Here is a 13,673-nt window from a genome sequence, read left to right on the forward strand (position 1 = left end):
GCAATGGCTGAACCAGGTTTGTGTGGCGGTCGCGCGCAGTATCGCCCGGCAATTCTTGATAAGATTTAGTGAGTTGTCAATAATAATGCGGTATTTCTCACGGTAAATTTGTTCTCATTCTAATTGCCGGTGAGCAGGGGTACATGAGTTTGTTGTCATACACAGATAGTCGAGAACTGAGCGGACATTGCGATTGAGTTGACGCATTTTCTGTGCGACGCTGTATACACCCTTGGACTTGATGAGCCCGACGGCAAATCGCCTAAGCCGGGTGATATTTTCGGGACCGTAGCCCTTGGATATCCTGCTGCGGTCCTCGTCATAGTTCCAATCGATGATATAATGGCAGGAATTTTCGATGCTCCAGTGGCCTCGATTAGTGTTGAGAACGTTTTGTGCGTCGGCTTCTTCCGGGGATTTGCTGGTGATGCCATAGACGGTCTCACAAGATTCTTTGCCTGATTTTTTGTCTATTGAGTGACGTTCGATTGCGAACGCTTGCCCAACATGAGGAAAGTTGAGGTAGTCGTTGAGCTCGGTGGTGGTCCAGATTTTACGGGTTTCAATCCGTCCATGATCACAAGAGTCGTTGTCGATATAATCCGGCTCTTTTGGGTTTTGGAAGAAGAATTCGATGTCTGTACGAAGTGTGGGTTGGTTATCCTTAACGGTGAAATGATAGTGAGCTTTGCGCTCCAGAACCAGATAATCGGCGAAGGCGCGTTGCGTTAGAAGGGCATCCGCCGTGATGACTTTGTCTTGAATATTGATAGGATCAAGGAGTGGGGCGGCCATTTTTATCTCGTTTGTTCGCTTGGCCTCCTCATCCCCTTCCTTGGGAAGGGTACCTACTTTTTTTGGGTGTAGCAATTCTTGGTCTGATGACCAATGGCGCTCATGATGTGGGTCTGATAGCCCTGCTCATCGATAGCATTGCGCATGACCTTGCCGTCGATTGCCAGGCTTTCATCCTTTTCGCCGTGGGTTTTATTCCAATTTTGCAGGGCGTGGTCCAGGTCCAGTGGATCGACACGGATAAGGACATTCCGGAAGACGTATTCGCTTGGAACCACACATCGGCCGTTTTCCACACGACACCTGAAACGTTCACGCGCCTTTTGGCCAAGGCTGTTTGCCCAGTCGGTGATAGCCTTATAGCCTCGCATTCCGCACAAGATTGCACCGGCCGCGATGGCGAGTACGGTTGAAAGCCTGTGGCGACGTCCTTGTGCACGACGGGGATCTGGTATATCGGTGAAGAATTGCGGCAAAGACTGCATATGCTCGGCAGTAATCATGATTTTGGCTCCTCCTGTATTAAAGGCCGATTCGAGAAGTGGGCGCGAGAGCAACTCTCGTGCATTGGGTCGCAGTGGTCTTACGAAGATCATTTTGGGCGGGTGGGTTCTAGCACTGTAGCCATTGCCGGTGCGGCGGAAGCCCCTGGTCTGACCGACACAGTGCCAGTTAGCTGCTCTATAGACGGTGCCCTGAAAGCGTCGAGGGTCCACAAAGGTTTCAAGCAACAACAAAGGATGGCCAAAGATATCTTGCCAATCGCGAGGGATTCTCTTCTGGCACAATGATAAGACGCGAGAGCCCAAATTCGGAAAGTGCCAGTCGGGAAGAATAAGAAAACGACTGTTGTTGGCTACCAGTTTCAACCGATCATACTGATGGCGTGGGCTCCAACCGATCCATTGGTCCCGCGCCGCGCACTTCCATGCGGCGGCGGAAAAGCTCAGAAGCGCCACCCACTGGTTGCGCCATAGGCCAATGTACCAAAGCGTTTCGCTGATCTTAGGCATGCGTCCCAGATAATGATGCTCATCCATCACTTCCTGATAGCGACCTTCCTCTGATCGCTCAACGGGCCTGACATGGACCTCCCATAGGTTCAACGTGGATCACCTCCAAAGTGAAGTAAGTAGCGTACTTTCTATACACCAATGGGAGGCAGTTGACCAGAAATAAGTGTAAGTCATGGAGTTTACTGGAAAATATATAGAGCACCTATTCACCGTGCGGTATTTCTGAGGACGCTTCTGCAGACACTTGATCCATTGTAATTCGGGTTTTTGATGTTATTATTCGTGTCTGAGTGCAAATCGGACAATGAGGTGCAGCAGCATGTTGAATATCCCGGTGCCACATGATCGTCTGGCTTTTTTCCTGGCAGAGCTCGGCATAAGCGATGAAGAACTCGACTTTCTGGCTCCCTATCGTGACACATTTGTCAGCCACGGGGACGAATTTGGCCGATATTTCTATGACTATTTTTACGCTATCCCGCGCACCCGGATTATCATAGATCACGACAAGCCTGCGAGACGACTTGCCAAAACCTTGTCCAACTGGTTCGAGTCGTTGTTCAAGGAGCGGTTGAATAAAGAATTTTTGAGCTTCCTTTGGAAGAGCGGCATAAGACACGTGGATGTCAATGTCGATCAGAGATATGTCAATCTTGGCTACGCTGCGACGCGACAATTCTGCCACCGAATTATCCAGTCCCAGGTGCCCTCCGCTGCGCGACCGCAGGTCACTTCGACCGTTGATAAAATGCTCGATCTCTGTGTGTTGGTGGCAACCGATGCCTATGTGACGGCCACCACACGGTGCGATTTGGAAGTGATAAAAGGGGTCGCACACCAGGTGAGAAATCCCATCACGGTTATAGGCGGCAATATCTTGCGGCTCCAGAGAAAAATTGAATCGAGCGGCAAAGACAGCCAAATGCTCGAATCGATCATATCGCAAACCAGACGGCTCGAGAGGATGGTTACGGACATCGGGGTGTACAATGAGATTTTTCGGGAAGATCCGCAATTCACCGTGAATTCGCTGCAGCAAATCCTGTCCAGCACGATCGCGCAGGTCAAAGAGGCAAAGGGAATCAACAACGCGGTCGTTGAACTGATCTTTCACCCCGGGTTTACCCTGGTCAAAGCCGATACCCGGGACCTGCAAGTGATGTTTCGATATCTCGTTGAAAACAGCTTTGAGGCGATGGACTTGAATGATCCTTATCTGAGAGTCTCTTCGGGAGGCGATTCCAGTGAACGATTCGTACATGTCGAGATCTTCAACACCGGTATTCCCCCAGACAAAGACCAGCTCGACAATTTATATACCCCCTTTTACTCATCCAAACCTACGGGAACAGGTTTCGGCCTCCCCATTGCAAGAATGATTGCCCGCAAAAATCTTGGCACGGTCACCATCGAACCGGTCCCCGGCAGAGGAACAAAATGCATGGTGGTCTTGCCAAAAGCGGAGCCGGCTTGAAGTCTCGCGATACAAGCAGGCAGTCTGTGCAGTGCACCAGCATCGTGCGGAAACATGGGATGTCACGAAGTATCACACACATGGTTGCCGGCCACACAGTATCACAACCATGTCACCCTGCTCTGGCGCGCTTGAGTATTGCCGACAGAGGATTTATGCTTGAAGGGGATGGATACCCTGCCGATTCCAGCGGACAACGGAACATCCTGCTGTGGACTGATCAAATTCGAAAGACAGGTTTTTGAGGATGGTATTGAAATCAAGCAACTTGAAACTCGGCCGAAATGATCCCTGCCCTTGTGGCAGCGGCCTCAAATATAAGAAATGTTGCCTCACCGAGAGTGGGCCGATAAGAGGAAAAACAGCGAACGTCATGAAGGATTCCTATTACCAAAGATACAAGATTCGACTCAAACAAAAATCGGATATCGACGCCATTCGTCTGACGGGCAAACTCGTCACGGATACCCTTGACTACGTGGAGCAGGCGATCAAGCCGGGAATTTCCACGGATCAAATCAATACGCTGGTGCACGAATACACCATCAAGCACGGCGCCATACCGGCACCCCTGAACTACCGGGGATTTCCCAAAAGTGTCTGTGTGTCGGTCAATGAGGTCATTTGTCACGGCATTCCGGGGGAAAGGATTTTGCGCGAGGGTGACATCGTCAATGTAGATGTGACCTCGATCCTTAATGGCTACTATGCCGACGCTAACAAGACCTTCATCTTGGGAAGCCCCAATCCGGACGCTCGGAAAATCGTCAGTGTGGCCCATGAGAGCCTCAAGGTGGGAATTTCAATGGTGCGCCCCGGAAACACCATTGGAGATATCGGCTGGGCGATTCAACGTTATGCCGAGGGGCAGGGGTGTTCGGTGGTGAGAGAATTCCTGGGCCACGGAGTAGGGTTTGACTTTCACGAGCCTCCCCAGGTTCCCCACTATGGAAGGAGAGGGGAAGGCGTGCGGCTGGCGCCGGGAATGGTCTTCACCATTGAACCCATGATCAACCTTGGAGGCAAGGAACTGTTGATTCTGGATGACGGGTGGACGGCGGTGACCAGGGATGGCTCTCTGTCTGCGCAATTTGAACAAACCGTTGTGGTGACCGAAGACGGAGTTGAGAGCCTGACCCCATTTGATTGACACCGCGTCGCGGCAAATCACAACGGCGTGCGCCGCGCCAGACTGCCCGCCGGAGAAGATCTGCCGGCGCCGCCTCATGAGTTGATGGCTATCCCCGCTGAAGAGTTCTTGCGTTGCCAGGCTTTCCCATCGCTTCGGCGCGATTTGTCGTGATTGTGGCGTGTTTAACGTCTATATGGCGCGATAATGGCGTATAGTAATTTCACGTCGCTTGCAAGGGCCGTGACTTAATGCGGCTTCACCGTCAAAAATTTTCTTTGGCATAGTAATTGCTCTGCTCTTTGACTGCGAAATTAAACTCTTTCCTCCTCTTTGAAGCCAACCGGTTAGCCCCGCCGATTGGCTTTTCTTTTGCCCGGCAGGGCGCGCACAATGTACTTTTGGATCCACTCAGCAAACTTGCTTAGTTCGCATCCTTTTCGTCGCAAGGAACGCATATGCCTTCCGCACTGATGCATTCGTCACAGTAATTGCGATGACACATGCGGCACTCCTTGACGGCCATTTCCCGGTCAAACTCCTGGCCGCAGGCTACGCATTCAAACTTTTTTTCCGCCATGATCTTATTCTCCTTCGTATCGCCATCAGGCGATTCCAAAACCTTGTGACACATATTCTTTCAGGCTTGCCTTGGCTTCAGTGATGGTCCGGCCAAGCTTCCAGGGTTCCATAAAGCCTTCCATCATGAGCTTCCAGCCTTCTTCATCATGCAGGATGTCAGCATTGCCACACGACACGCCGCATCCTTCCGTGCCGACCAAATCATAGAGATATTGGTTGAGTTCAGCCTTTTCATCCATATTGAAACCTCCTTCCGCTTCGCTTCCACCCGAGGTGAAACCGGGAGACGGTCTTCCCCCGCCGGAACGAATGCCATCAGGTTATCTTTCCTTGTCTGTGTCTGTTCTTAAAATTAATAACTTTCCATCAATCTTCAACCACCCGGGTTGTTGCTTCACCTTGTGCTGACCTTGGCCGACGTCGGGGCCGCTCTTGCACCTTCGGTTGAGCATGGTGTCGCTCGCAAGATGCCATTCACGCTGCCTGGACGAGTGGGCGTGGGTATTGGGCTGATGGGCCGCGGTGACACGCAGATTACGCCCGGCTCGCTTGGCAATTGTTTTGACAAATGGCCCAATTACAGCCACAATCAACACTCAGCGCGAGACAGTTCAATAGCCGTCCGGCACATAACGTTGGGATGCCTTCAGCAACGCTCCGACGACACGATCAGATGATGATCGAATAAACTGGCTCTGTTCAGAACAGGTAAGATGATTGCGCTGCTGTGACGATGGATTTGGCACGAGACAACGGGGCCGCTTTTTTCCCGCCATCACTGGCCGGCTGGGTTTGGGGAGAATTAGAGAGCGCATGGCTAGAATACTGATTGTTGATGATGAAGAACCGATTCGACGACTGCTCGGGCAGTTGCTCGAAATGAAAGGGTATGATTGCGAACTGGCTGCCGATGCAAGGGAGGCCCGCCAGTTGTTTAAGGACGAACGGTTTGAATTGGTTCTGTGCGATTTGAATATGCCCGGGGAGTCGGGGCTGCAGTTGCTGCGGTTTATCCTTGGTGAACATCAGAACACGGCCGCCATCACCGTAACCGCCATAGATGATCCGGAAGTTGCCAGAACAGCGCTGGATATCGGCGTTTACGGCTACATCATCAAGCCATTTGAGGCCAACGAAATATTGATTAACGTTACCAATGCCTTGCGCAGACGGCAACTGGAAATTGACAACCGAATCAACCGTCAGAGTCTTGAACAGATCGTTGAGATCCGCACAAGGGAGCTCCGTGCCACGGTCCATACACTTGAGACTAAGGAACGCCAATTACGGGAACGTGAAGCTGTTCTGGAAAAAACACTGTACGACTATCGACAGGCAATGGAAGGGATTGTTGAAGCCATGGCGTTGACCGTGGAAATGCGGGATCCCTACACCGCGGGGCATCAACGCCGAGTGGTCGAACTGGTTCACGCCATAAGCCAAAGCATGGGGCTATCCGAGCAGCAGCAGGACGGAATCAGGATGGCGGGGGTTATCCATGATGTCGGCAAGATTGCCGTGCCGGCCGAAATTCTCAGCAAACCCGGACGGATAAATGAGCTCGAATATTCGCTGATTAAATCACATCCGCAAGTGGGTTACGACATCCTCAAAAACATACGGTTCCCGTGGCCAATCGCCAAGATCGTCCTGCAACACCACGAAAGGCTGGATGGCTCCGGGTATCCGCAGGGTCTGCGGGGCAATCAGATTCTGCTTGAAGCAAGGATTTTGGCAGTGGCTGATGTGGTCGAGGCGATGGCCTCGCATCGACCTTATCGGCCGGGCCTTGGAATCGCCACTGCTCTGGAGCACATTTCCGAAATGCGGGGGATTCTCTACGATGTGGAAGTGGTTGATGCTTGTCTGAAGACCTTTAGAGAGAACGCGTTCAAGTTTGAGTGAATGCCGGACCGCGCGGCGATTCGCCCGATCACGCACCCTCTTCTATGTCAATGGCCGGATCGGAGTCTACAGTGAGTCATCCCGCAGAAAAAACATGGGGAGGAGCCTCGGTTAGCCCCTCTACGTTCTGCCCGAGACTCGCCCCCCAATGGAGAAAAAGAGAGAAGTTGGGAAATCAAATTCGGGTGCTTGCAGGCTGCGCGGCTTCCCTTGCCCTCTCTGTTCACCCGCGATCGGTCTTTCTGCACAACAAATGCAGCTCATCCTTCACCAAACTGAGATTGGGAAGGATTTAATCCTCATAACAGACATGACAACTATGTCAAGCAAAAAGAAGCAAACAGCCGGCAAACAAACAACCGGCAGGAGAATCTTGAAAAGACCGGTTCGGTGCCTCAACACCCAGGAACCGCTCGAAACTGCTGGATCATTTTCATTCCGACGCAGGTCAAAATCCGGAGGACTGCAGGATCACCGGATTCCGGCCACTGCCGGAATGACTGAAAAGCACTCGAACTCAATTCTCGAGCAGTCTTCTGGGCAGTGACCAAGGAAGAATGCCGGGGGGTTGACAATGATGATCAAAATCAGTCAAAAAGTTGCCATCCCAGAGTACGAATTGAAGTTCACTACTTCCCGAAGCAGTGGACCGGGTGGGCAAAATGTCAACAAAGTAAACACACGGGTGACACTCTGGTTTGACGTCCTCCATTCGGCAAGTTTGTCAGACAGCCAAAAGCAGCTCGTGCTGAGGCGATTGGCGACGCGGATCAACAGGGAGGGAGTCTTGCAGGTAGATTGTCAGCAACATCGCAGCCAGTCCGCCAATCGCAACGCCGCCCTTGAAAACTTCACAGAATGGCTGCGCAAGGCCTTGAGGCGCAATAAACCGCGCAAGCGAACCCGTATTCCACGAGCCTCAAGAGAGATTCGCATCAAGGAAAAGAAATTCAAGGGACAACTGAAAAAACGGCGCAGGGCTGTGCGAGACGATGACCACTGAAGATCGGGCGGCCTGGGTTTATCTGGCTCGCTGGAGGCAACAATGCAATTCCAGAAAATTCTTTTCAAAAATCATGAGGGACACGAACTGGCTGGTCGATTGGACCTGCCGCTGGATGAAAAACCCTTCGCATACGCCATTTTTGCCCATTGCTTCACGTGCACCAAGAATTTGAATGCGGTGGTCAATATTGACAGAGCACTGACCAGACAGGGCATAGGTGTATTACGCTTCGATTTCACCGGGCTGGGAGAAAGTGAGGGGGAGTTTGCCGAGACGAATTTTTCATCCAACGTGGCCGATCTGGCAGCGGCGGCTGATTTCTTGAAGGACAACTTCGCAGCTCCCAAGCTGCTGATCGGACATTCCCTGGGGGGAGCCGCGGTGTTGCAGGCGGCCGGGCGCATCGATTCATGTGCCGCGGTGGCCACCATTGCTGCGCCTGCCGATCCCTCCAGTGTGACCCGTCACCTGGGGAATACTACACAAGAAATAGAACAGAGAGGCGAGGCGGAGATCACTCTGGGAGGAAGAAAGTTTCGCATCAAGAAGCAGTTTCTCGAGGACCTGGAACAGGTGCAAATGGAGGATACAATCCGCAATCTGGGGAGGCCTTTGCTGCTGTTCCATTCCCCTCAAGATGCTGTTGTCGGCATCGAAAACGCCAGGAAAATATTTGAAACGGCACGCCACCCCAAGAGTTTCATTTCTTTGGACAAAGCCGATCACTTGCTTTCGGCCCGGGAAGACTCCCTTTACCTCGGCTCGGTGCTGGCCGCCTGGGCTCACAAATACATCGGCCTGGCGCAGGAAGACAAACGCCGAAGGGATCTTGCCGATAACCGAATCGTAGTGCGTACCGGCAGGAAGGGTTATCAAACTGAAATTCAAGTCAACGAGCACAGTCTGATAGCCGATGAACCCCTTGCCGTGGGGGGAGCAAATACCGGTCCGACGCCTTACGGGTTGCTGGTCGCGGCCTTGGGTGCATGTACTTCAATGACGCTGCGAATGTATGCCGATCGCAAGCAATGGCCCCTGGAAGCGATTGTGGTGCGGTTGAAACACGAAAAGATTCATGCTTCCGACTGTCAGCAGTGTGATTTCCAGAAAGATGGCAAAATAGATCGTGTCCAAAGAGAAATCGAACTGATGGGGGAGCTCAGTCCGGAACAACGCCGGAAACTCTTGGAAATTGCCGATAAGTGCCCGGTTCACAGGACCCTGGAGGGAAAAACCATCATTGAATCGCACTTGAAGGCTTGACAGCAACAACACATCTGCTTCGGAAATAAGGATAGGAATCGTATGCTCAATCTCTACAATACCATGTCCAGAAAAATCGAACCATTCAAGCCGCACCGGGCCAGATCCGTGAAGATGTTTACCTGCGGTCCTTCTATTTACCGGAAGCCGCATGTGGGCAACTATCGCAGCTTTTTGTGGGAAGACGTGCTGCTGCGCTATCTCGAATATCAGGGGTATACGGTAGAACGCGTCATCAACTTGACCGATGTGGAAGACAAGGCGATTGCCGAAGCGCAACAGGAAGGCGGAACGGTTCAAGACATTACCGAATCCATCGCTCAGCAGTTTTCCAAGGATGCCGAACTGCTCAAGATAAAGCTGCCGGAATTCATTCCGCGATCCTCCAATACGGTAGACCAGGCCGTGCATCTCATCAAAATTTTGCTGGCCAGGGGATATGCTTACCGGCATGGGAACGACATTTTCTATGATCCGCTGCAGTTTAAAGATTTCGGCAAGTTGTTTCGCCTGGACATGACGCGCTGGCCCAAACAGAAGAGGCGCTTTCGTAGAGATACCTACCCGGGCAGGAGGTGGAATCTTGGCGATTTCATCCTGTGGCACGGCTACAAGGACGGAGATTCCCTGTACTGGGATACGGAGATCGGCAGGGGCAGGCCCGCCTGGAACATTCAGGATCCGGCAATAATAACCAAGCACCTCGGCTACCAGATAGATATAGCCTGTGGCGGAGTGGACAATCTGTATCGGCACCACGATTATAACATCGCAGTTATCGAGGCAGTATCGGGTAAGGAATTTTCCCGTTATTGGATCCATGGAGAGCATCTTCTGGTGGACGGCAAAAAGATGTCCAAGAGCAGAGGCAACATTGTCTACCCGGAGGACCTCCTGCGGGATGGATACGATCCCGAACAGGTGCGATTCTATTTGATCTACGGACACCATCGAGAAGAACTGAACCTGACTCACCAGCAGCTAGAAAAAACAAGCCAGAGGCTCAATTCTTTTCGGGGAATGTTCCAGGAACTGGCCGCCGGAGCAGGTTTTGCCGCAGATCCCGGCGATAGAGGGGGGCATTGGGCGAATAAGCTGCGCCAGGAGTTCGAACAGGGCATGAATGACGACCTGAATGTGAGGGCGGCTCTTGATAATTTACATGAAGCCATGCGCGAGCTAGTGGTACTCCGTAGGCAAGGGAAACTGACCCGCGCAGATGCCAACGCCATTCGGCAGACAGTGGCGCAGATTGACAACGTGTTGCAATTAAACCTGAGGTAGGATGCATCGGCTGATATGAGCGGCTTGATTCAAATTGCCGGCGTAAAGGACTTGGCGGATGCCTGGAACATTCTCGCTGCCGGTGTAAATCTGGTCGGTTTCCCTCTGGGGCTTTCCGTCCATCCCCAGGACATTTCCTGTGACCAGGCGGCGACAATCATTGACAAGCTGCACCTTGGCGGGTCGGCGGTAGTGATCACCTACCTGCAAAAGGCTGATGAAATCAGCAAGCTTTGCCGCAGGATCGGCGTCAGCAAGGTACAATTACATGGTGAACCGCCCGTTCCACAGATCGAACGACTGAGAAGCAAGGATGCGTCCCTTTTCCTGATAAAAAGCCTCATCGTTCGTGATGGTAATCTGCCTGAATTAATAGACCGCATGAATCAGTATGCACCTTTTGTGGATGCTTTCATTACCGACAGTTTCGATCCATCGACGGGGGCTTGCGGGGCGACGGGGAAAACCCACGACTGGAGTATCAGCCGCAGGCTCGTGGAGTCATCTCCACGACCCGTCATTCTGGCGGGAGGCCTCACTCCAGCTAATGTGAAACAGGCCGTACTGCGGGTGGGGCCTGCCGGGGTGGATGTGCACACGGGGGTTGAAGCCCCTGACGGGAGAAAGGACCCGCTGCTTCTGAACTCTTTTGTAACCGCGGCAAAACGGGCATTCGCCGCACTGCGAAAAAACCAGTTCGCCTCTTCCACGCAAGATAGAATCCCCGGAAAGAAGGTGAGTTAGCAGGATGAGGCTGGCGATTATCTCCGATATCCACGGCAACCTCGAGGCATTCACCGAAGTTCTCAGAGACATCGATGCCTCAGGCATTGATGAAATCTTCTGTCTGGGCGATAATGTCGGCTACGGCCCCGACCCGGAGCATGTCGTTGGAATCATGCGAGAAAGGGCCATCCCCTGCGTCATGGGAAACCATGAACTGGGGATTGTCGATCCCTTGAGCCTGGACTGGTTTAATCCGGTGGCGCGCAGGTCTCTTGTGCTGACGGGTCGGCTCATTTCCGCGGAAACACTTGAATACATGCGCGGCTTGAACACGTTTATGGTCAAGGAAGGATGCCTCTTTGTACATGGTGCTCCCCCCGCTTCCATCTCAACCTATCTGTTCGAACTGACTCATTCCCAGCTGTTTCAGCTGGCAAGAACCATGCAGCAGGACCTCTGCTTCGTTGGACACACACATGATCTGGGATATATCCGGCTGGACGAGGAAGAATCGTCGCCGATGGTCCTGTCGGAAGGCATTTTCCCTTTGGCGGCGGATTGCAAATACATTGTAAATGTGGGGAGTGTGGGACAACCGAGGGACGGTGACAACCGAGCCAAGTATGTCGTGTGGGACACGACCGCGGGCACCATTGAAGTGAAGTTTGTCCGATACGATATTGCCACCACCGTAGAGAAGATCTTGCGCCTTGGTTTGCCGTCCGTTAATGCCAGACGACTGTGGTAACATCCTCAAGCGGCGAATTCGGGTCACAACGATTTGCGGAGCCGTGCCCGTCAAGGCTTCCAGATCTGGTGGAAACCTCCTATTTTCCTTGCGCGTACTTGTTTGCACGGGAGCAGTGAAGCATGAACACACAGCCTGCCCAGTCAATCGCAGCGAATTTCCAGCAGTTATGGACTCAAACAATGCGCCCCGGGTTGCTCAACAACCTGGTGGATCTCATCACCAGAGCGTCGGGCCGAGAGCGTACCAACTTTGCAGTTCGAGCTCCGGCTGTGGATGAGCCCATCGTTGAGGTTCCCGCTTGCACGCAAGAGGATGTGATCCTGGCGCTGAATCGGGCCCGTAAAGCTCAGCAGGAGTGGGCGGAAAGCCCCGTCCGGGAGCGCAAACAAATTGTATTGCGCCTGCATGATCTCATATTGCAGCGTCAAGAGACCATGCTCGACCTGCTCCAGATGGAAACCGGCAAGGCCCGCCGCGATGCGCTGGAAGAGGTGCTGGACGTAGCCCAGGCCTGCCGGCACTACGCCTTCCGGGCGGAATCCTACCTGCAGCCCAAATGGCGCAAAGGGGCTTTGCCGCTGCTCACACGCACATGGGAATTGCGCCATCCTATCGGCGTCGTGGGGTTCATATCTCCCTGGAATTATCCTCTGACACTCACCCTGTCCGATGCCATTCCGGCCATGCTGGCGGGCAACGCCGTGGTTGTTAAACCGGACAGCCAGGCTCCCCTCGCAGCCCTGTTGGGGCTGCAGTGGCTGCGCGAGGCTGGATTGCCCGGCGACGTCCTGCAGGTGGTCACCGGCCCAGGTGCCGATCTGGCAAAGCCGCTCATCGCCGGCGTGGATTATATCTGTTTTACCGGCAGTACGACGACCGGCCGATCGATTGCTCGTCAGGCGGGCGAGAACCTGATCGGGTGCTCCCTCGAGTTGGGCGGAAAGAACCCCATGCTGGTGCTGCACGATGCGGATATCGACAGAGCTGTGCATGGCGCTTTACGCGGCTGCTTCGCCAACGCCGGGCAGTTGTGCATCTCCTGTGAACGACTCTTTCTGCAGGATCCGGTATACGACCGCTTTTTGCACCAATTCATAAAAAGAACGAGCAACTTGAAAATTGGTCCGGAGAAGAATTTTGATGTGGGAATGGGTTCTCTGATTTCCCGCGGCCAGCTCGACAAAGTTGACGCACATGTACGCGATGCGGTGCGAAAGGGGGCGGTAATTCTTGCCGGAGGACGGGCCAGGCCGGATTTGGGCCCGTTTTTCTACGAGCCGACCATCCTCGCCCGGGTAACACAAGAGATGCGGGTTTGGCAGGAAGAGACCTTCGGACCCGTGGTTTCCGTCTGCCCCTTTGGAGATATAGAGGAAGCGTTACGCATGGCAAACGATTCCCCGTTTGGCTTGAATGCCAGCATCTGGACCCGGGACGTCAGGCAGGGCCAAAGGCTTGCTGTCCGCATGCGTTGCGGCACGGTGAACATCAATGGAGCGTATGCCGCCGCCTGGGGATCGGTGGATGCACCCATGGGCGGAATGAAAGCTTCGGGTATCGGCCGCAGGCATGGCGTGGAGGGGTTTGCCCGATTCACGGAATCCCAGACCATCGCGCAGCAAAACCTTATCCCGGTGGGGCCCTGGCCTTTTGTCAAGGCCGGATTCTATGCCCGCGTCATGACGGCGGCCCTGCGACTGTTACGCCACATTCCGGGTCTTCGTTGAATCTGCAAAGGCATA

13 protein-coding genes are annotated in these 13,673 nt (G+C 53.3%); 9 read left to right on the plus strand and 4 right to left on the minus strand.

What is annotated here, in order from left to right; genetic code table 11:
* Positions 1–114 precede the first annotated feature (114 nt).
* Together K1V27_RS10290 and K1V27_RS10295 are read right to left on the minus strand one after the other, a co-directional pair.
* The gene (locus tag K1V27_RS10290; RefSeq protein ID WP_353740514.1) at positions 115–795 is read right to left on the minus strand and encodes an ISAs1 family transposase; all 681 of its coding nucleotides are present in this window, start codon (positions 793–795) and stop codon (positions 115–117) included.
* A gap of 53 nt (positions 796–848) precedes the next feature.
* Complete coding sequence (locus K1V27_RS10295) at positions 849–1,901, minus strand: Druantia anti-phage system protein DruA (protein WP_258928225.1); 1,053 nt, start codon at positions 1,899–1,901, stop codon at positions 849–851.
* A gap of 229 nt (positions 1,902–2,130) precedes the next feature.
* Here K1V27_RS10295 and K1V27_RS10300 point away from each other — a divergent pair, with 229 nt between their 5' ends.
* Positions 2,131–3,285 (plus strand): protoglobin domain-containing protein, encoded by a 1,155-nt coding sequence (locus tag K1V27_RS10300; protein WP_258929908.1) that lies wholly within the window; start codon positions 2,131–2,133, stop codon positions 3,283–3,285.
* Between the two features lie 247 nt (positions 3,286–3,532).
* Positions 3,533–4,435 (plus strand): type I methionyl aminopeptidase, encoded by a 903-nt coding sequence (gene map / locus K1V27_RS10305; protein ID WP_258929909.1) that lies wholly within the window; start codon positions 3,533–3,535, stop codon positions 4,433–4,435.
* A 403-nt stretch (positions 4,436–4,838) separates the two neighbouring features.
* Here map and K1V27_RS10310 read toward each other — a convergent pair whose 3' ends face one another.
* The gene (locus tag K1V27_RS10310) at positions 4,839–4,994 is read right to left on the minus strand and encodes a hypothetical protein (protein ID WP_258929910.1); all 156 of its coding nucleotides are present in this window, start codon (positions 4,992–4,994) and stop codon (positions 4,839–4,841) included.
* A gap of 25 nt (positions 4,995–5,019) precedes the next feature.
* Positions 5,020–5,235 (minus strand): hypothetical protein, encoded by a 216-nt coding sequence (locus K1V27_RS10315; RefSeq protein WP_258929911.1) that lies wholly within the window; start codon positions 5,233–5,235, stop codon positions 5,020–5,022.
* Between the two features lie 574 nt (positions 5,236–5,809).
* On the opposite strand from K1V27_RS10315, the gene K1V27_RS10320 reads away from it, so the two are divergent.
* The 7 genes from K1V27_RS10320 (at position 5,810) to K1V27_RS10350 (ending at position 13,658) form a co-directional block, all read left to right on the plus strand.
* On the plus strand, positions 5,810–6,901 hold the full coding sequence (locus K1V27_RS10320) for an HD domain-containing phosphohydrolase (RefSeq protein ID WP_258929912.1): 1,092 nt from the start codon (positions 5,810–5,812) through the stop codon (positions 6,899–6,901).
* Positions 6,902–7,475: 574 nt separating this feature from the next.
* Positions 7,476–7,904, plus strand: coding sequence for an alternative ribosome rescue aminoacyl-tRNA hydrolase ArfB (gene arfB, locus K1V27_RS10325; RefSeq protein WP_258929913.1), 429 nt, complete (start codon positions 7,476–7,478; stop codon positions 7,902–7,904).
* A gap of 42 nt (positions 7,905–7,946) precedes the next feature.
* Entirely contained in the window at positions 7,947–9,170 is a 1,224-nt protein-coding gene (locus K1V27_RS10330) for a bifunctional alpha/beta hydrolase/OsmC family protein (protein WP_258929914.1), read from the plus strand.
* A gap of 42 nt (positions 9,171–9,212) precedes the next feature.
* The gene (locus tag K1V27_RS10335) at positions 9,213–10,454 is read left to right on the plus strand and encodes a class I tRNA ligase family protein (protein WP_258929915.1); all 1,242 of its coding nucleotides are present in this window, start codon (positions 9,213–9,215) and stop codon (positions 10,452–10,454) included.
* 15 nt (positions 10,455–10,469) lie between these two features.
* Positions 10,470–11,198, plus strand: a complete 729-nt coding sequence (locus tag K1V27_RS10340; RefSeq protein ID WP_258929916.1) for a phosphoribosylanthranilate isomerase — start codon at positions 10,470–10,472, stop codon at positions 11,196–11,198.
* 4 nt (positions 11,199–11,202) lie between these two features.
* Positions 11,203–11,928 carry a metallophosphoesterase family protein gene (locus K1V27_RS10345; protein WP_258929917.1) on the plus strand — a complete coding sequence of 242 codons (726 nt, stop codon included), beginning with the start codon at positions 11,203–11,205 and terminating at the stop codon, positions 11,926–11,928.
* A gap of 122 nt (positions 11,929–12,050) precedes the next feature.
* Positions 12,051–13,658: a succinic semialdehyde dehydrogenase gene (locus K1V27_RS10350; protein ID WP_258929918.1), complete on the plus strand. Its 1,608-nt coding sequence runs from the start codon at positions 12,051–12,053 to the stop codon at positions 13,656–13,658.
* Positions 13,659–13,673 lie beyond the last annotated feature (15 nt).

The sequence above is a fragment of the Desulfoferrobacter suflitae genome, from assembly GCF_022603395.1.
Classification (GTDB): Bacteria; Desulfobacterota; Syntrophobacteria; order Syntrophobacterales; family Syntrophobacteraceae; genus Desulfoferrobacter; species Desulfoferrobacter suflitae.

Excerpts from the sequence above, each read along its gene's own strand:
- K1V27_RS10290 (WP_353740514.1), bottom strand. The coding sequence starts at position 795 with ATGGCCGCCCCACTCCTTGATCCTATCAATATTCAAGACAAAGTCATC.
- K1V27_RS10300 (WP_258929908.1), top strand. The coding sequence starts at position 2,131 with ATGTTGAATATCCCGGTGCCACATGATCGTCTGGCTTTTTTCCTGGCA.
- map (WP_258929909.1), top strand. The coding sequence starts at position 3,533 with ATGGTATTGAAATCAAGCAACTTGAAACTCGGCCGAAATGATCCCTGC.
- K1V27_RS10310 (WP_258929910.1), bottom strand. The coding sequence starts at position 4,994 with ATGGCGGAAAAAAAGTTTGAATGCGTAGCCTGCGGCCAGGAGTTTGAC.
- K1V27_RS10315 (WP_258929911.1), bottom strand. The coding sequence starts at position 5,235 with ATGGATGAAAAGGCTGAACTCAACCAATATCTCTATGATTTGGTCGGC.
- K1V27_RS10320 (WP_258929912.1), top strand. The coding sequence starts at position 5,810 with ATGGCTAGAATACTGATTGTTGATGATGAAGAACCGATTCGACGACTG.
- arfB (WP_258929913.1), top strand. The coding sequence starts at position 7,476 with ATGATGATCAAAATCAGTCAAAAAGTTGCCATCCCAGAGTACGAATTG.
- K1V27_RS10330 (WP_258929914.1), top strand. The coding sequence starts at position 7,947 with ATGCAATTCCAGAAAATTCTTTTCAAAAATCATGAGGGACACGAACTG.
- K1V27_RS10335 (WP_258929915.1), top strand. The coding sequence starts at position 9,213 with ATGCTCAATCTCTACAATACCATGTCCAGAAAAATCGAACCATTCAAG.
- K1V27_RS10340 (WP_258929916.1), top strand. The coding sequence starts at position 10,470 with ATGAGCGGCTTGATTCAAATTGCCGGCGTAAAGGACTTGGCGGATGCC.
- K1V27_RS10345 (WP_258929917.1), top strand. The coding sequence starts at position 11,203 with ATGAGGCTGGCGATTATCTCCGATATCCACGGCAACCTCGAGGCATTC.
- K1V27_RS10350 (WP_258929918.1), top strand. The coding sequence starts at position 12,051 with ATGAACACACAGCCTGCCCAGTCAATCGCAGCGAATTTCCAGCAGTTA.